This is a genomic window from Burkholderia anthina, assembly GCF_001547525.1.
GTDB classification, from domain to species: Bacteria; Pseudomonadota; Gammaproteobacteria; order Burkholderiales; family Burkholderiaceae; genus Burkholderia; species Burkholderia semiarida.
In genome coordinates, this window is record NZ_LNJP01000003.1 from 1480954 (window position 1) to 1499170 (window position 18217).

The 18217-nt window shown below is 67.3% G+C and carries 14 protein-coding genes; 10 read left to right on the forward strand and 4 right to left on the reverse strand.

Annotation, left to right across the window (positions count from 1 at the left end; translation table 11 throughout):
- The first annotated feature begins 250 nt into the window (after nt 1-250).
- The 5 genes from WS64_RS26695 to WS64_RS26715 all read left to right on the forward strand — a co-directional run bounded on the left by WS64_RS26695 (nt 251) and on the right by WS64_RS26715 (nt 6006).
- On the forward strand, nt 251-1738 hold the full coding sequence (locus tag WS64_RS26695) for a sigma-54 interaction domain-containing protein (protein ID WP_060968218.1): 1488 nt from the start codon (nt 251-253) through the stop codon (nt 1736-1738).
- A 53-nt stretch (nt 1739-1791) separates the two neighbouring features.
- A complete protein-coding gene (locus WS64_RS26700; RefSeq protein ID WP_060968219.1) occupies nt 1792-2328 on the forward strand; it encodes a BON domain-containing protein in 537 nt (178 codons plus the stop codon).
- Between the two features lie 61 nt (nt 2329-2389).
- Nucleotides 2390-2662, forward strand: coding sequence for a hypothetical protein (locus tag WS64_RS26705; protein ID WP_059608900.1), 273 nt, complete (start codon nt 2390-2392; stop codon nt 2660-2662).
- Between the two features lie 102 nt (nt 2663-2764).
- Nucleotides 2765-3067 (forward strand): H-NS histone family protein, encoded by a 303-nt coding sequence (locus tag WS64_RS26710; protein WP_060968220.1) that lies wholly within the window; start codon nt 2765-2767, stop codon nt 3065-3067.
- A 581-nt stretch (nt 3068-3648) separates the two neighbouring features.
- Nucleotides 3649-6006 (forward strand): GNAT family N-acetyltransferase, encoded by a 2358-nt coding sequence (locus WS64_RS26715; protein ID WP_060968221.1) that lies wholly within the window; start codon nt 3649-3651, stop codon nt 6004-6006.
- A gap of 663 nt (nt 6007-6669) precedes the next feature.
- On the opposite strand, the gene WS64_RS26720 is transcribed toward WS64_RS26715, so the two are convergent.
- Together WS64_RS26720 and WS64_RS26725 are read right to left on the reverse strand one after the other, a co-directional pair.
- Nucleotides 6670-7221: a hypothetical protein gene (locus WS64_RS26720; protein WP_059644337.1), complete on the reverse strand. Its 552-nt coding sequence runs from the start codon at nt 7219-7221 to the stop codon at nt 6670-6672.
- A 176-nt stretch (nt 7222-7397) separates the two neighbouring features.
- On the reverse strand, nt 7398-8219 hold the full coding sequence (locus WS64_RS26725; protein WP_060968222.1) for an IclR family transcriptional regulator: 822 nt from the start codon (nt 8217-8219) through the stop codon (nt 7398-7400).
- A gap of 659 nt (nt 8220-8878) precedes the next feature.
- Here WS64_RS26725 and WS64_RS26730 point away from each other — a divergent pair.
- Nucleotides 8879-9727, forward strand: a complete 849-nt coding sequence (locus tag WS64_RS26730) for an ureidoglycolate lyase (RefSeq protein WP_060968223.1) — start codon at nt 8879-8881, stop codon at nt 9725-9727.
- Between the two features lie 224 nt (nt 9728-9951).
- Here WS64_RS26730 and WS64_RS26735 read toward each other — a convergent pair whose 3' ends face one another.
- Entirely contained in the window at nt 9952-10335 is a 384-nt protein-coding gene (locus WS64_RS26735; protein WP_060968224.1) for a VOC family protein, read from the reverse strand.
- Between the two features lie 251 nt (nt 10336-10586).
- On the opposite strand from WS64_RS26735, the gene WS64_RS26740 reads away from it, so the two are divergent.
- Nucleotides 10587-11240, forward strand: coding sequence for a CGNR zinc finger domain-containing protein (locus tag WS64_RS26740; protein WP_060968225.1), 654 nt, complete (start codon nt 10587-10589; stop codon nt 11238-11240).
- Between the two features lie 24 nt (nt 11241-11264).
- Here WS64_RS26740 and prpR read toward each other — a convergent pair whose 3' ends face one another.
- A complete protein-coding gene (gene prpR, locus WS64_RS26745; protein ID WP_060968226.1) occupies nt 11265-13247 on the reverse strand; it encodes a propionate catabolism operon regulatory protein PrpR in 1983 nt (660 codons plus the stop codon).
- 170 nt (nt 13248-13417) lie between these two features.
- Here prpR and prpB point away from each other — a divergent pair, with 170 nt between their 5' ends.
- The 3 genes from prpB (at nt 13418) to acnD (ending at nt 18200) form a co-directional block, all read left to right on the forward strand.
- Entirely contained in the window at nt 13418-14311 is an 894-nt protein-coding gene (gene prpB / locus WS64_RS26750; RefSeq protein WP_059581788.1) for a methylisocitrate lyase, read from the forward strand.
- A gap of 39 nt (nt 14312-14350) precedes the next feature.
- Nucleotides 14351-15523: a bifunctional 2-methylcitrate synthase/citrate synthase gene (gene prpC / locus WS64_RS26755; RefSeq protein WP_059644323.1), complete on the forward strand. Its 1173-nt coding sequence runs from the start codon at nt 14351-14353 to the stop codon at nt 15521-15523.
- Nucleotides 15524-15605: 82 nt separating this feature from the next.
- On the forward strand, nt 15606-18200 hold the full coding sequence (acnD, locus tag WS64_RS26760; protein WP_060968227.1) for a Fe/S-dependent 2-methylisocitrate dehydratase AcnD: 2595 nt from the start codon (nt 15606-15608) through the stop codon (nt 18198-18200).
- The last annotated feature ends 17 nt before the right edge of the window (nt 18201-18217 follow it).

Genomic DNA, 18217 nt, shown 5'->3' on the forward strand with positions numbered 1-18217 from the left:
GCAGGTTTCGTGCCATCGGGCGCATTGCGCCGCCGGACATGGGCCCGCCGACGGCCGGCGGGCCCGCGCCGGCGTAAGTCTGACGATTCTACATAAAACGTCTCCATCGGGAGACGTTTCGGCCATCCGGCCGACCCTCGAAATCATGCAGGGCTTTCCCGGACAACGCATTGCGGGGTGTCTCCGGAGTGAGATAATCCGTCTCGTTCCAGAGACAATCTGGCCGACGATACATGGAGACGACGACACGATGATGAACGACTGGGCCCGCCTGCCCATCAACTACGGCGACGTGCTGCGGCGCGCCGCCGAGTCGCTGTTCCGGACTTTCGAGGATTCGAGTGCGGGCACGGTGGTCGTCGATCGCGAGGCGCGCGTCGTGTGGATGAACGAGCGTTACGCGGCACGCTTCGGTTTCGCCGATCCGCAGCAGGCCGTCGGCCTCGACTGCGAGGCCGTGATTCCGAACAGCCTGATGCGCGAGGTCGTGTCGACGGGGCAGCCGATCCTGCTCGACATCATGGAGACGGGCCGCGAGCCGCTCGTCGTCACGCGCCTGCCGTTGAAGAACGAGGCCGGCGAGACGGTGGGTGCGATCGGCTTCGCGCTGTTCGACCAGTTGAAGACGCTCACGCCGATTTTTTCCCGCTACGCGCAGCTTCAGCAGCAACTGATCGCGACGCAGCGCTCGCTCGCGCAGGCGCGCCGCGCGAAATACACGTTCGCGAGCTTCGTCGGCACGAGCGCCGCGAGCCTCGAGACCAAGCGCCAGGCGCGTCGCGCGGCGCAAGTCGATTCGCCGGTGCTGCTGCTCGGCGAGACGGGCACCGGCAAGGAACTGCTCGCCCACGCGATTCACGCGGCGTCGGCGCGTGCGCTCCAGCCGCTCGTGACCGTCAACGTCGCGGCGATTCCCGACACGCTGCTCGAAACCGAATTCTTCGGTGCGGCGCCCGGCGCGTACACCGGCGCCGATCGCAAGGGGCGCGTCGGCAAGTTCGAGCTGGCCGATCGCGGCACGCTGTTTCTCGACGAGATCGGCGACATGCCGCTGCCGTTGCAGGGCAAGCTGCTGCGCGTGCTGCAGGACAAGGAGTTCGAGCCGGTCGGCTCGAACCGGATCGTGCGGGCGGACGTGCGCATCATCGCCGCCACGTCGGCCGACCTGCCGGCGCTCGTGGCAGCCGGGCGTTTTCGCGCGGATCTCTATTACCGGCTGAACGTGCTGACGATCCATGCGCCGCCGCTGCGCGAACGCGCATCCGACATCGCGGCGCTCGTCTATGCGACGCTCGAGGAACTGGCGGCCCAGCACGGGCGCGCCGCGCACTGCGAGCTGACCGACGATGCATTGCGGATGCTGTGCGCGTATCCGTGGCCGGGCAACGTGCGCGAGTTGCGCAATACGCTCGAACGCGCGCTGATGCTGTCGGACCGTTCGGTGATCGATGCGCGCGCGCTCGCGCCGTTTCTCGGGCCGGTGCGCACCTCGCCGGACGGTGCGGCGCCGGCGCAGCGGGTTGCCGCGGTGCCGGCCGAGCAGCGCGCGGGCGACGCGTTGACGACATCCGGTGCGCCGGCCGCTTCGTATGCCGATGCACTGGCGGCGTGGGAGCGCCAGTTCCTGACCGATGCGCTGGCGGCTTGTGACGGGAAGGTCGTTGAAGCGGCCGCGCGCATCGGCATCGGCCGCGCGACGCTGTACAAGAAACTGGCGGCGCTCGGTATCGCCCGGTAAGCCGATCGGCGACGCCGATGCGGCCCGATGTAACGCATCGAACAGGAGTCACGATGAAGCAGATCGGCATCGCGGGGTGGCTGACCATGTTGCTGGCGGGCGCCGCACTCGCGCAGGCCGGCAACACCGACACGCCCGACGCGCCCGACGTGCGGCGCAACTGGTACAACGATCCGTTCGTCGCGCTGTCGCGGGACGTGGCCGAATGCCCGTTGCCGCTCGGCCCGTGGATGACGCGCGCGGAGATGACGGACGATGCGCACTACCGCGCCGAACGCGGTACGACGTGCTGGCTCGCCCATCGCTGCACGAAGCCGAACTCGTACATGTATGACGCGTCGATCGCCGATGCGGCGAAGGCGCACTTTGCCGGCTCCGATCGTCTGCGCGGCACGAGCCTGTGGATCACCGTGCAGCGACGTTTCATCTACGTCGAAGGATGCGCGGATACGGCATTCGATCGCCAGGCGCTGCAACGCGAATTCGAGGCGCTTCCGGACGTCGAGCAGGTTTTCATTCGCATCACCGACGATCCGCGCAAGCGCTTGCCGTACAAGGCGCGCGGGCAACCCGACCGCACGCCGGACTGACGGCCGAACGGCTGCCCATGGCATACTCGCGACATTCAAAAAAAGGTTGACGGGAACAACAATGAAACACATGCTTGCGTCGGTCTGTCGGTGGCCTCGGGCGGCCGTGATGCTGGTTCTGGTTGCCGGGCTCGGCGGGTGCGGTGGCGGTGCTCCGCTGTTCACTTCGGACGGGCGTCCGACCACGCAGGTGCAATGCACCGGCAGCGACTGGAGCAATTGCACGGACAATGCCCGGGCCATGTGCAACGGAGATTTCGACGTGATCCAGCAATCGACGGATGACGCCGTGCGAAATCTTCTCTTCGCATGCAAGAAGAAAAGCGGTTATTGATCCCGAAATGACCGGCTGAGGAGACCACGATCGGGTGAAGCGCTTTTCTGTTTGCTTGAGTCACTTGTTTTTCACGAATAACACTCACGGAGTCCCATCCATATGGCGACCTACAGGCAATTGACCGCGCAGCTCGAACGGCTTCAGCAAAAGATCGACAAGGAACGTGAAAAGGCGATCGCCGACGCGATCGCGACGATCCGCGCGAAAATCGACGAATACGACATCACGCCGGAAGAGCTCGGTTTTCGCCCGGCAAGAGCGGCCGCCGCTGCCGCCGCGAAGCCCAAGCGCACCTTGCCGCCCAAGTACCTGAACCCGAAGACGGGCGAAACCTGGAGTGGCCGCGGGCGGGCGCCGGCATGGCTCGGCAAGAATCGCGGACGTTTCCTGATCAAGGACTGACTCCCGAAAATCCTCACCTTTCGCGTGTCGACCGACGGTGCGAATGGCCATGCGGCCTTCGCACCGTTTTGTTTTTGCGCGCGCGTCATGCGATTTTCCCCGACGGATTGAAGTGCGCCGCCGCGCAATTAACGGATACCGTTTTGCGAATTTGCCGCGATCCGACTGCATATCGCGGGGAATTCCCGTAAACAACCGCGTAATGGCGCAGCGCACGCGCATTGGCATTGGCCATTTTCGCGGTGCATGCATGACGCGGATTTTCATCACCGTTCGCGTGGTGGCGCGGTATGTCGTGCGATTCCCGAAGATACTCACCATGGCTCCTGTAAATCCTCACCTTTGAGAAAGCGGCTGCAGCGTCGTGCCGCGTTGCGTGCATCGTGCGAGCGGCGCTGCGATGCCGGGCCGCATGTGGTGCAGGCCCATGGTGCGGGCGTTGACGTCCGTCGAATAGTCGGCCGTTCGGCATATAGGCACTCGCGGGCGCTTCGCCTATGCTTGGAGTTCGCGTCGATCGGCGCATGGCCTGCCCGGCCGCATGCCGATCGTGTCGTCTTTCGTCACCGCAGGGAGCCGATGTGACCGTTCGCCATCTCGATGCGTTGTTCCAGCCCAAGTCCGTTGCGGTCGTCGGCGCGTCATCGCGCGCGGGCAGTATCGGCGCGATGGTGTGGTCGCGCGTGCTCGACGGCGCGTTCCAGGGGCCCGTGTGGCCGGTCAACCCGAAATATCGCGAGCTGGACGGGCATGCGGTCGTCTCCGATGTCGACCGGTTGCCCGCGCCGCCGTCGGTTGCCGTGATCTGCACACCGCCCGCGACCTGGGCCGGCATCGTGCGCAAGCTCGGCGAGCTCGGCACGCGCGTCGCGGTGATCGTCGGCGAGGCGCGCACCGATGCCGATCGCGCCGCGGTCGATCGTACGCTGAAGGCGGCGAAGCCGTTCGTGCTCCGTATCGTCGGGCCCGGCAGCCTGGGCGTGTTGTCGCCCGCGCGGCATGCGCATTTCGGCGCGCCTGCGTATACGGCGCGATCGGGCGGCGTCGCGTGGGTGTCGCAATCGAATGCGTTGACGAACGCGGTGCTTGGCTGGGCCGATGCGCGCGGCCTCGGCTTTTCGCATGTCGTCGCGCTCGGCAGCGAATCCGACGTCGATGCGGGCGACGTACTCGACTATCTGGCAAGCGACCCCGGCACGCGCGCGATCCTGCTCGAACTCGATACCGTGCGCGCGGCGCGCAAGTTCATGTCGGCCGCGCGCGCGGCCGCACGCAACAAGCCGGTGCTCGCGTTGCGCACCGGCCGGGCCGACCCCGGCGACGCGCTGTACACGGCGGCGTTCCAGCGCGCGGGCATGGTGCGTGTCGATGCGCTCGACGATCTGCTCGACGAAATCGAGACGCTCGGCGTTGGCCGTGTTACCGCGCGTGGGGCGGCGACGCTCGTGACGAGCGACGCGGGCGTGGCGAAACTCGCGGTCGATGCGGTGGCCGAGGTGCGTGACGTGCTGACAAACTGGTCGCCTGCGGCAACGTCGGCCGTCGCGGCCGCGCTGCCGCATCTCGCGGCACCCGGCAACCCGCTCACGTTGGGCGACGATGCGCGCCCCGAGCATTTTGCCGAGGCGATCAAGGCGCTCGCCCCGTTTCCGCAGACGGGCACGCTGTTCGTCGTTCATTCGACTTCGCACAGCGCGCCGGCCGATCGGGTCGCGCGCACGCTGATCGACTCGCGGCAATACGCGCATCGCGGCATCCTCGCGTGTTTCTTCGGCGCGGTCGACGCGGCGACGCGCGACGCGCTGCACGCGAACGGCATTCCGGTGCATACGACGCCGCAGCGGCTCGCACGCGCGTATGCGCGTCTCGTCGACTACAACCTCGGGCGCCAACTGCTGATGCAGACGCCGGAGGGCGCGCCGCTGCAGCCGGCCGAGTGCGTGGCATCGGCCCAGGCCGATGCGCGCCGCATGGTCGAAGCCGGTCAGCATGAACTGGCCGGCGAAGCCGCGCTGGCCTGGCTGTCCCGTTTCGGTCTGCAGGGCGAGCAGCCGGACGAACCGGCCGGGAAGAAGATCGTCGATATCACGGTCGACATGTACGACGATTCGAACTTCGGTCCGGTGTTTCGCTATGCCGTGCCGCCCGCGGACGGTGTATCGGCGCCGTTCGTCGTCTACGGCCTGCCGCCGCTGAACACCGTGCTCGCCCGCGCGGTGATGGAGCGTTCGCCGTATGCGCGCAGCACGCCCGTCGAACCGACGCTCGACGCGCTGACGGCCCTGTCGCAGGCCGTTTGCGACGTGCGTGAAGTCGTGGCGATGTCGGTCACGCTGCGCGTGCTGTCCGACCGCGCATGGGTAGTCGCGCCGCGCATCACGCTGGCTTCGGGGCGCAGCCGGCTCGCGATCATGCCGTATCCGCGGCACCTCGAGCAGACGCTCGAGTGGCACGGCGAGACGGTGACGATCCGCCCGATCCGTCCGGAGGACGAAGCCGCGCACAACGAACTGCTCGGTGCGATGACGCCGGAAGATCTGCGGATGCGTTTCTTCGGCGCGGTGCGCAGCTTCGATCATTCGCAGGTGGCGCGCATGACGCAGATCGACTACGACCGCGAGATGGCTTTCATCGTGTCGTTTACCGATGTGTCCGGGCGCGACCACACGCTCGCGGTGGTGCGCGCGGTCGCCGATCCCGACAACGAGACGGCGGAGTTCGCGATCGCGGTGCGGCCCGATCAGAAGGGCAAGGGGCTCGGCCGGCTGATGATGGCCCGCATCATCGACTACGCACGCTCGCGTGGCACCGCCTGGATGGTCGGCGAGGCGCTGCGCGAGAATTCGGCGATGATTTCGCTCGCGAAATCGTGCGGTTTCGAGGTGTCGACGACGGAGGAGCCCGGTGTCGTCGGTTTCAGGATGAAGTTGCAGCCGTAGGCGTCGGTCCGCGCCCCGACGCTGAAGGGTGAGCGCATGGCGTCGAGGCAGCAATGTCTTGCCATGCCGGAATTTCGATCAGGAATGCAAAGAAGTCAAAAAATCATCCCGGATGAAGCGCTTGCCAACGTGTCGAGCCTGTCGATCGCGGCGATATCGCGCGGCACGGATGAGGTCGGGAGATGCGCACCAGCGTGCTGCGATATTCGTCTTGCGCTGCCGTTTCAAGCGATGTGCTCGCAAATATTCGCGGCCATATGCCGACCTCGCGGATTCAAAGCCATCACGAAGGTGAGACAGGTGAGATTTTTCGGGAGCAGTGAGGGAGCTTTTCCGGGACAGCGTGGTGAGCCGATACGGGAGCATTCGGTGAGCTTTCCCGGGAACGGCCGGTGAGCACCTGCGGGAGGTGCCGGTGAGCCTTTCCGGGGCGCTTCGGTGAGCACTTGCGGGAGCAATCGGTGAGGATGTTCGGGAGGTGTCAGTCAGCGTCTCGGGGCGCCTTGGGTGAGGTTTTCCGGGAGGCGGTGGTGAGCGCTTGCGGGATGCCGAGGTGAGCTTTTTCGGGAGCATGCGAATGCACGGCTCCCGCGGGCGCGGCGCCGGCCAATACCGGCGTCATGCGCGGGTGCAGGCACGCAGGAAGCGTGCCCGCGATGACATTCACGCGGTGAGTTTCGACGCCGCGTCGTTCACCTGATCGCGCGAAATCGCGAGTTCCTCGAGGTGCGAATCGGCATAGACGGCGCCGGTTTCGCGCTCGAGGCGGGCGATCGTCAGCGCACAGCGCGCGGTGTCTTTCGGCATCGCGATGAAGCGCTTGACCGATTCGCCGGACGTGAACGCGTCGAAGAGTGCGCCGCGCACGTCGTCGGGAAGCGTCTTGGTCCACTGGTACGGCTTGCCGTTGAACGTGATCGACGGCGGCAGCGTGCGTTCCTTCTTGGTCGCCGTGATGAGCCCGTAGGTGCGGGCCGCGTCGCCGATCTGCTCCGGCGAGAAGAGTTCGTCAGGCGTGATGTCGAACTGCTCGATGTAGTTCTCGATCGCCTGCATCGCGGCGGCGCGATCGTCGCGCTTCTTCTGTGCGCGCGCGACGATATCGCGCAGCTCGTCCGCTTCCTCGGGCGTGATCGTGAAGCTTGCCTGCTTCTGCTGAAGTTCGGAGAAACGCTGGAATTCTTGATCGTTCAGAAGTTTGGCCATGACATCCATCGGACACGACGGCCGCGACAACCGGCCGCCGTAGTTTTTGAGAGGGCCGCTATTCTAGCGTAGCGCCGCGGGCGCCCGATGCGACATCGCGCATCGGCCGCCGCACGGGCGTCGCGCGCAACCGGAGCCGGCGCCGCTTCGCGTTGCCCGGTGCGCGTTGCCGGCTATCCCGCGTGTCAGCAGGTCTCGGTGCGGCACATCGACAGATGGGCGGCCGTGTCGCGCAGTGCGCCGACGACCACGTCGACGGACGGCGCCATATGCGCATCGATCCGGCGCATGTACGGGCAGGTCAGCACCGCGATTGCATGGCCGGCCGGCCCGAGGATCGGCACGGTCAGGTCGGTCACGCCGTACGCCTGGCGGCTGTCCTGGCGCAGATAGCCGGACTGCCGGATCGACTGGCACGCAGTCGCGAGCTCCTGTTCGTTCAGCGGCGCCTCGCCCTTGACCTTGCGGTGCTCGGCCAGCATGTGCGCGCGTTGCTCGGAGCCCTGGAACGCCAGCATCATGCGCCCCGACGCCGTATCGGCGAGCCCGACGCGCGAGCCGAGCCGGACCGACACGCCCCACGGGCCGGGCCCGTCCACCTGGGCGATCACGAGCAGGTTGCCGCGATCGTAGACGGACAGGTGGCACGACTGCTCCGCGGCATCGGCGAAGCGCTGCATCGGCGGCAGCGCCTCGGCGATCAGCCGGTTCATCGGCGGATGCCGGTGTGCAAGCGCGAACAGCTTGAGGCTGAGCGTGTAGCGATCGCCGCCGGTCGAACGCATCACGTAGCGGCGCGCGACGAGGCGTTCGAGCATCCGGTAGATTTCGCTCGCGTTACGGCCGAGTTCCTTCGTGATTTCGGTGCGGGTGAGTCCTTCCTTCTGCTCGGACAGGAGTTCGAGAATGTCGAGGCCCTTGTCGAGCGCGGGGGCGCGATAGCGTTCGATAGCGGCCATCGATTCCCGTGCGTCGCAGCCGGGAAGCGGGTCGTTGGTTGTCTGCATTGTCGGTGTGAGGTTGGGGGATTACTCGATCGATTGGCGACGCACGCTGGCCGGTTCTGCACGTGTAGAGGGCGGCCCCGCGGATGGCGATGAAAGCCATCCGTACGAGCTTAGCAATAAACATACAGTGTGCAATGCAGCGTCTTTTTACTGATCATTACCGGAAAAGAACGGATGGGCAAACGTTTCCGATGACAGGGCACCCCGAATAGCCAGTATTCACGCACCGATGGCCGGCGCCATTGCGAATGGCGGCCGAGCCACCGACGCCGGTGCAGCGCGTGCTGCGTCGCAGCGTCCGCGGGCGCACCAATAGTCAGTATCCGTCGCGCGTCATTTCACGGCGCGCGGCCGATGGTACAAAGGGTTGCGGGCCAGCGACGGCGCGGCCGCGCGTGCAGCCGGCCGCATGGGGCGGCACGCGTCGCGCGTGCCGGGCCGTCGTCGCCGATGCACGGACCGGCGGCTGCCCGTTCGATGCGCGCCGTCCTTGCGTATGGCGCCGCGATCGCTGCGCCCGCGCGACCCCCGCGCGTCGACGGCATGCCGCATGCGGCGCCGACGCGCGCAATCGACGATCGACCATCAGTCCGGTGCGCGGCTGCGGAAGGCCGCGCCGGCCGGTATGCTGTCCCATTCGACAACAGAGGTTAAGCACGATGAAACTGCTTCGCTATGGCCCGTCCGGCCAGGAAAAGCCCGGCATCCTCGACGCGGCCGGCCGGATTCGCGACCTGTCCGCACATGTACCGGATCTTGCCGGCGACGTGCTGTCCGACACCGGTCTCGCGCGGCTGCGGGCGATCGATCCGGCCACGCTGCCGCTCGTGTCCGGCGAGCCGCGCATCGGCGCGTGCGTCGGGCGCGTCGGCAAGTTCATCGGCATCGGCCTGAACTATGCCGATCACGCGGCCGAAGCCGGCATGCCGGTGCCGAAGGAGCCGGTCGTGTTCGGCAAATGGACGAGTTCGATCTGCGGCCCGAACGACGGCATCGATATCCCGAAGGACTCGGTGAAGACCGACTGGGAAGTCGAACTCGGCGTCGTGATCGGCGCGACATGCAAGGACGTCGACGAAGCGCGCGCGCTCGATTACGTCGCGGGTTACTGCGTCGTCAACGACGTGTCCGAGCGCGAATGGCAGATCGAACGCGGCGGCCAGTGGGACAAGGGCAAGGGTTTCGACACCTTCGGCCCGATCGGCCCGTGGCTCGTCACGCGCGACGAAGTGCCCGATCCGCAGCGCCTCGACCTGTGGCTCGACGTCGACGGCCATCGTTATCAGAACGGCAACACGCGCACGATGGTATTCACCGTCGCGCAACTGGTCGCCTATCTGTCGACCTGCATGACGCTGCAGCCGGGCGACGTGATCACGACCGGTACGCCGCCGGGCGTCGGCATGGGCGTCAAGCCGTCGCCGGTGTTCCTGAAGGCCGGCCAGACGGTGCGCCTCGGGATCGAAGGGCTCGGCGAGCAGTTGCAGCGCACACGCAACGCGCAATAAGCGCGTGCGCGGTGGGCGCTGGCCGGAGGGCGCAACCCGCCCGCGCATGCCGGTCACGCGCTTCGACATGTCGGCCCGGCCGCCGTCGGTGGCGGCCGCGAACCGAACGACGATGCAGCCAGCGCAAGCCCGTTATTGGCGTGAACAGGCCCTAAACCAACGGCCCGATTCCGCGCGATGCGGAATCGGGCCGTTGTCGCTCGTCGGCGTCCGCACGAAGCGGATCAAACGACGTTGTCCAGCTCGCAATGCGCTTCGAGCCGATATCCGTCGGGATCGACGACGAACGCCGCGTAATAGCCGGGGCCGTAGTGCTCGCGCTTGCCGGGCCCGCCGTTGTCCTTGCCGCCGTGCTCGAGCGCGGCGCGGTAGAACGAATCGACCTCGGCCGGCGACGCGGCCTTGAACGACAGGTGCATCCCCGACTCGGGATCGGCGGCGACAGGGCGAGCCGCGTGCTGCAACCACAGCTCGGGCTCGGTCGCGCCGTACCCGATGGCGCTGTCGTCGCTATACAGACGCTTGTAGCCGAGTGCGCCGAGCGCGTTGTCGTAGAAGGTGCGGCTGCGGTCGATGTGGGCAACGCCGAATGAAAGGTGATCGATCATCTGTGGCTCCTTGAACGGAAGGGGACGTCAGTGCGGCAAACCTGCTCAAAGGCACCATGCCAGCCGCTTGTACCGAAGCGCGCCGAGCGTGCTGTCGTCGTACGCGCGGCCGGCCGCGGTGTGGATAACGCTGAACGAAAGGCAATCGATCATCTGTGTCTCCTTGAATTGAAGGGGCGTCAGTGCAATCAATCTGTTTTTAACCACCATGCCGGTTATGTTAGAAATCGCTCGAGCGCTTGTCAACCGGCATGGTGGTTAGATACGATCGCGTCATGAACAAAATGCAACCTTCCGTCACGACGGACTGCCTGGTCCCGGCGCCGCCCGATACGCTGAGCGTCGATTTCGCGAACACGCTGTACTGGCGCGGCAGCGATCCGCCGACGGAAACCTTCGCCACGATGGACGACCTGCTGGTGTGGTGCCGCGAGCGGGCCGGCGTGCCGGCCTGCCTGACCGACGCATGCCGCGTGCCCGACAAGGAGAAAGACAAGAGCGACGCGCCGCCGATGCTTGCGCGGGCGCTCGCATTGCGCGAGGCGCTGTACCGGCTGTTTCTTGCACAGGCGGAGCAACGCGAGCCGCAGCCCGACGATCTCGCGCTGCTCGGCGGCTTTCTGGCGCAAGCGTCGCCGCGCGTTGCGCTGGCGCGCGTCGATGGCCGCTATGCGTGGCGGATCGATGCGTCGAGCGCGACGCTCGCGGGGTTGTTGAGCCCGGTGTTGTGGTCAGCGATCGACCTGCTCGGCGGCGCGCGGCTCGCGAAGGTCAAGCGCTGCGCGAACGATGCATGTCATTGGCTCTTCATCGACGACAGCAAGAACGGCAGCCGCCGCTGGTGCTCGATGTCGTCGTGCGGCAATCGCGCGAAGGCGTATCGCCACTATCACAAGGCCGAATGACGGCGCGGCCGGCGCCGCCCGAACCTATTTCGCCGACAACTTGCGCCACAGCGTCGTCTTGCTGATGCCGAGCATCGCGCAGGCGCGGTCGCGGTCGCCGCCGCACGCGTCGAGCACCGCGCGGATCTCGTCGGCTTCCGCGCGACGGCGGCGCGCCTGCAGGGTTTGCGCGTCGTCGGCGTCGGCCGCATCGGGCCGCGCGGCGAACAGCTCGGGCGCGATCACTTGCAGCGCGCCGGGTGCGAGCGCCGCGCACGGGGCGGCCGGATCGCTTTCGTCGACTTCCTCGGCCAGCTCGACCGCGATCCGCTCGACCACGTTCTGCAGTTCGCGCACGTTGCCCGGCCAGCGGTAGCGCGCGAGCGTCGCCTGCGTCGCGTCGAGCACGCGCAGCGCGTCGTCGGTGTCGCGCACGCGTTCGGCGAGACGCGGCTCGCGCCGCGCGGCCTGCACGAGCAGCGTGGCCGCGAGCGCGGGAATGTCGGCCGCGCGCTCGCGCAGCGGCGGCAGGCCGATGTTCAGGATGTTGAGCCGGTAATAGAGATCCGCGCGGAACGTGCCGGCCTCGACGGCCGCGAGCAGCGGCCGGTGCGTCGCGGCGATCACGCGCACGTCGATGCGGATCGGCTCGGTCGAGCCGAGGCGGATCACCTCGCGCTCCTGCAGCACGCGCAGCAGCCGGCTCTGCAACGACGGCGGCATCTCGCCGATCTCGTCGAGAAACAGCGTGCCGCGGTGCGCGGCCTCGAACAGGCCGGTCTTGCCGCCGCGCCGCGCGCCGGTGAACGCGCCCTCCTCATAGCCGAACAGCTCGCTCTCGAGCAGCGCTTCCGGAAACGCGCCGCAGTTGACCGCGACGAACGGGTAGCTACGCCGCGCGGACAGCGCATGCAGGCTCTGCGCGATCATTTCCTTGCCGGTGCCGCTTTCGCCGAGCACGAGCACGGTCGCGTCGGATTTCGCGTAGCGGCGCACGAGGTCGCGCACGCGCGTCATCGGCGCCGAGGCGCCGACCACGTCGTCGAGCGCATAGCGTGCGGCGAACTGCTGCGTGGTCGGTTGCGAGCGCAACGCGCGATCGAGCCGTTCGACCGCGCGCGATTCCTGGAACGTCAGCACGCTGCCCGACGTGACGCCGCGATCGACGAGCGGCCCGCGATGCACGACGTAGCGCACGCCGCGCACGGTCGCGAGCGCGTCGCCGTCCTCGCCGCGCAGCGTGCGCAGCTCGGGCCGCAGGTCGACGAGCGCGCGGCCGACGGCCGCCGCCGGTTCGACCCCGAGCGCCGACGCGAGCCGCTCGTTGATCGCCTCGACGCGGCCGTGCGCGTCGACCGCGACCACGCCGTCGCGCAGATGCTGCAGCAGCGTATCGAGCCGCTGGCGGCGGAATGCCTCGGCGTGCGTCGCGTACGCGACCTCGAGCGCCGTCTCGACGGCCTTGCGCACCGACGCATGCGAATACAGGAACACCGCGCCCATGCCGGCGCTGGCCGCGAGATCGGTGACGAGGCCGGGGCCGACGATCGTCTCGATGCCGCGGTCGCGCAGGTCGTGCACGCAGGCTTCCGCTTCCTGCGCGGACTGATATGACGCAAACTGCACGTCGAGGCCGTATGCGGCGACGAAGCGGCGCACTTCGGGCGGCGTTTCGCCGGCGCTGACGAGCGCGATCCGCGCGGCGTCGCGCCGCGCGCGGGCGAGCGCCTGCATCACGTCGAAGCCGGTCGGCGACACGACCACCACCGGCACCTGCGCGCGCGTTTTCAGGAAGCCGCCGTTCGAGCCGGCAGCCACGATCACGTCGGGCCGCGCGGTGCCGGCTTCCGCGATGGCGCTCAGCGCATCTTCATAGGCACGCGTGACGATGCGCACGTCGGCGCGTTCGTCGAATTCGCCGGCGATCTCGCGAAACAGCTCGCGCAGCCGGCTGATGCCCATCGCCCAGATGCGCGGGCGCACCGTGCGGTCGGCCGGGCCGACGGGCTTGGTCGAAGAGAGGTCCATGACGGTCGATTATGCGCGTGCGATTTCATTTTTGAAACACAAAATTGCCGAATTGAAATCGACGGCCGATGCAACGCCCACGGCCGTTGCTTAAGAATCAGTGGGTTAGCGGCATTCCGCAAGCTGGCCCGGTCCTTGCTGTTATCAGGCATTCCATCAGGAGGCCGTTCATGAGCAATACGCATCTTCAGAGCGCCGGCGCGAAGTTCCGCGCGGCAGTCGCGGCCGAGCAGCCGCTGCAGGTGGTCGGCGCGATCACCGCGTACGCGGCCAAGATGGCGCAGGCCGTCGGCTTCAAGGCCGTGTACCTGTCGGGCGGCGGCGTCGCAGCGAACTCGCTCGGCATCCCCGACCTCGGCATCAGCACGATGGAAGACGTACTGATCGACGCGACCCGGATCACCAACGCGACCGACCTGCCGCTGCTGGTCGACATCGACACGGGCTGGGGCGGCGCATTCAACATCGCGCGCACGGTCCGCTCGTTCATCAACGCCGGCGTCGCGGCCGTGCACCTCGAGGACCAGGTTGGCCAGAAGCGTTGCGGCCATCGCCCGGGCAAGGAAGTCGTGCCGACCGAGGAAATGGTCGATCGCGTGAAGGCCGCGGTCGATGCGCGTACCGACGACCAGTTCGTGATCATGGCGCGCACCGACGCGGCCGCCGCGGAAGGGATCGACTCGGCGATCGAGCGCGCGGTCGCGTACGTCGAGGCCGGCGCGGACATGATCTTCCCGGAAGCGATGAAGACGCTCGACGACTACCGCCGTTTCAAGGCCGCGGTGAAGGTGCCGATCCTCGCGAACCTGACCGAATTCGGCTCGACGCCGTTGTTCACGCTGGACGAGCTGCGCGAGGCGAACGTCGACATCGCGCTGTACTGCTGCGGCGCGTATCGCGCGATGAACAAGGCCGCGCTGAACTTCTACGAAACGCTGCGCCGCGACGGCACGCAGAAGGCGGTCGTGCCGACGATGCAGACGCGCGCCGAGCTGTACGACTTCCTCGGCTATCACGAATACGAACGCAAGCTCGACGAACTGTTCGCGCAGGGCAGGAAGTAACGCGGCCCGCACCCCCGATACCCATTGGAGAAGGAAAACATGAGCGAGACGAAAGACGCAGCAGCACCGGCCGCCGCAGGCGCATTCAAGCCCAAGAAGTCGGTGGCGCTGTCGGGCGTGACGGCCGGCAACACCGCGCTGTGCACGGTCGGCAAGACCGGCAACGATCTGCACTACCGCGGCTACGACATTCTCGACGTCGCCGAATCGTGCGAATTCGAGGAAATCGCGCACCTGCTCGTGCACGGCACGCTGCCGAACCTGACCGAACTGGCTGCGTACAAGACCAAGCTGCGCGCGCTGCGCGGCCTGCCGAGCGCACTGAAGGCCGCGCTCGAACAGATCCCGGCGTCGGCTCACCCGATGGACGTGATGCGCACCGGCGTATCGGTGCTCGGCACCGTGCTGCCCGAGAAGGACGACCACAACCTGCCGGGCGCGCGCGACATCGCCGATCGCCTGATGGCATCGCTCGGCTCGATGCTGCTGTACTGGTATCACTTCTCGCACAACGGCAAGCGCATCGAGACGGAAACCGACGACGACTCGATCGGCGGCCACTTCCTGCATCTGCTGCACGGCAAGGCGCCGTCGAAGTCGTGGGTCGAGGCGATGCACACGTCGCTGATCCTGTACGCGGAGCACGAATTCAACGCGTCGACGTTCACGGGCCGCGTGATCGCGGGCACGGGCTCGGACATCTACTCGGCGATCACCGGCGCGATCGGCGCGCTGCGCGGGCCGAAGCACGGCGGCGCGAACGAAGTCGCGTACGAGATCCAGAGCCGCTACAGCTCGCCGGACGACGCCGAAGCCGACATCCGCCGCCGCGTCGAGAACAAGGAAGTCGTGATCGGCTTCGGCCACCCCGTCTACACGATCTCCGATCCGCGCAACAAGGTGATCAAGGGCGTCGCGCACAAGCTGTCGAAGGAAGCGGGCGACCTGAAGCTGTACGACATCGCCGAGCGCCTCGAATCGGTGATGTGGGACGCGAAGAAGATGTTCCCGAACCTCGACTGGTTCAGCGCGGTGTCGTATCACATGATGGGCGTGCCGACCGCGATGTTCACGCCGCTGTTCGTGATCTCGCGCACGTCGGGCTGGAGCGCGCACATCATCGAGCAGCGCATCGACAACAAGATCATCCGCCCGAGCGCGAACTACACGGGCCCGGAAGACCTGCAGTTCGTGCCGATCGAGAAGCGCTGAAACGCCCGCCGCGCGCGCCGGCGCCCGTGATGCGGGCGGCCCGCGCGTGCGGCGCGTCATTCCCCGAATTCCGCCCCACATCATGAATACCGCCTACCGCAAACCCCTGCCCGGCACGTCGCTGGACTATTTCGACGCGCGTGCCGCGGTCGATACGATCGCGCCCGGCGCGTACGACACACTGCCGTACACGTCGCGCGTGCTCGCCGAAAACCTCGTGCGCCGCTGCGATCCGGCGATCCTCGCCGATTCGCTGAAGCAGATCGTCGAGCGCAAGCGCGAACGCGATTTCCCGTGGTTCCCGGCGCGCGTGGTGTGCCACGACATCCTCGGGCAGACCGCGCTCGTCGATCTCGCCGGCCTGCGCGACGCGATCGCGGACGGCGGCGGCGATCCGGCGAAGGTGAACCCTGTCGTGCCCGTGCAACTGATCGTCGACCACTCGCTCGCCGTCGAATGCGGCGGCTTCGATCCGGACGCGTTCGCGAAAAACCGCGCGATCGAGGATCGCCGCAACGAGGATCGCTTCCACTTCATCGAGTGGACGAAGAAGGCGTTCGAGAACGTCGACGTGATCCCGCCGGGCAACGGCATCATGCATCAGATCAACCTCGAGAAGATGTCGCCGGTGATCCAGGCGCAGGACGGCGTGGCGTTCCCGGACACCTGCGTCGGCACCGACAGCCACACGCCGCACGTCGATGCGCTCGGCGTGATCGCGATCGGCGTCGGCGGGCTCGAAGCCGAGAACGTGATGCTCGGCCGCGCGTCGTGGATGCGGCTGCCCGACATCGTCGGCGTCGAGCTGACCGGAAAGCGCCAGCCCGGCATCACCGCGACCGACGTCGTGCTCGCGCTGACCGAGTTCCTGCGCAAGGAGAAGGTGGTCGGCGCGTATCTGGAATTCCGCGGCGAAGGCGCCGCGAGCCTCACGCTCGGCGATCGCGCGACGATCTCCAACATGGCGCCCGAATATGGCGCGACGGCCGCGATGTTCTTTATCGACGGCCAGACGATCGACTACCTGCGCCTCACGGGCCGCAGCGACGAGCAGGTGAAGCTCGTCGAGACGTATGCGAAGACGGCGGGCCTGTGGGCCGATACGCTCGCGAACGCGCAATACGAGCGCACGCTGACGTTCGACCTGTCGAGCGTCGTGCGCAACATGGCCGGCCCGTCGAACCCGCACAAGCGGCTGCCGACCTCCGATCTCGCCGCGCGCGGCATTGCCGGCCAGTGGGAAGAGAAGCCGGGCGAGATGCCCGACGGCGCGGTGATCATCGCCGCGATCACGAGCTGCACGAACACCAGCAACCCGCGCAACGTGATCGCGGCGGCCTTGCTCGCGCGCAACGCGAACGCGAAGGGCCTCACGCGCAAGCCGTGGGTCAAGAGCTCGCTCGCGCCCGGGTCGAAGGCGGTCGAGCTGTATCTGCGGGAAGCGAACCTGCTGCCCGAACTCGAGAAGCTCGGCTTCGGCATCGTCGCGTTCGCGTGCACGACCTGCAACGGGATGTCGGGCGCGCTCGATCCGAAGATCCAGCAGGAGATCGTCGATCGCGATCTTTACGCGACCGCCGTGCTGTCCGGCAACCGCAACTTCGACGGCCGTATCCACCCGTATGCGAAGCAGGCGTTCCTCGCGTCGCCGCCGCTCGTCGTCGCGTACGCGATCGCCGGCACGATCCGCTTCGACATCGAGAAGGACGTGCTCGGCCACGACCGGGGCGGCCAGCCCGTCACGCTGAAGGACATCTGGCCGACCGACGAGGAGATCGATGCGATCGTCGCGTCGAGCGTGAAGCCCGAGCAGTTCCGCAAGGTCTACGAGCCGATGTTCGCGCGCAGCGCCGACGCCGGCGCGCGCGCGGCGCCGCTGTACGACTGGCGCGCGCAGAGCACGTACATCCGCCGCCCGCCGTACTGGGAAGGGGCGCTTGCCGGCGAGCGCACGCTGAAGGGCATGCGCCCGCTCGCGGTGCTCGGGGACAACATCACGACCGACCACCTGTCGCCGTCGAACGCGATCCTGCCGGACAGCGCGGCCGGCGAATACCTCGCGAAGATGGGCCTGCCGGAAGAAGACTTCAACTCGTACGCGACGCATCGCGGCGACCACCTGACCGCGCAGCGCGCGACCTTCGCGAACCCGACGCTCGTCAACGAGATGGCGGTGGTCGACGGCGTGGTGAAGAAGGGCTCGCTCGCGCGCGTCGAGCCGGACGGCAAGGTCATGCGGATGTGGGAAGCGATCGAGACGTACATGAATCGCAAGCAGCCGCTGATCGTGATCGCCGGCGCCGACTACGGCCAGGGCTCGTCGCGCGACTGGGCCGCGAAGGGCGTGCGGCTCGCGGGCGTCGAGGCGATCGCCGCCGAAGGCTTCGAGCGGATCCACCGCACGAACCTGATCGGGATGGGCGTGCTGCCGCTCGAGTTCAAGCCGGGCACGAACCGGACGACGCTCGGCATCGACGGCACGGAGACCTTCGACGTGATCGGCGAACGCACGCCGCGCGCCGACCTGACGCTGGTGATTCACCGCAGGAACGGCGAACGTGTCGAAGTGCCGATGACGTGCCGGCTCGATACGGCCGAGGAGGTGTCGATCTACGAAGCGGGCGGCGTGCTGCAGCGTTTCGCGCAGGACTTCCTCGAATCGTCGCAGGCCGCCTGACCGGCGCATTGGGAACA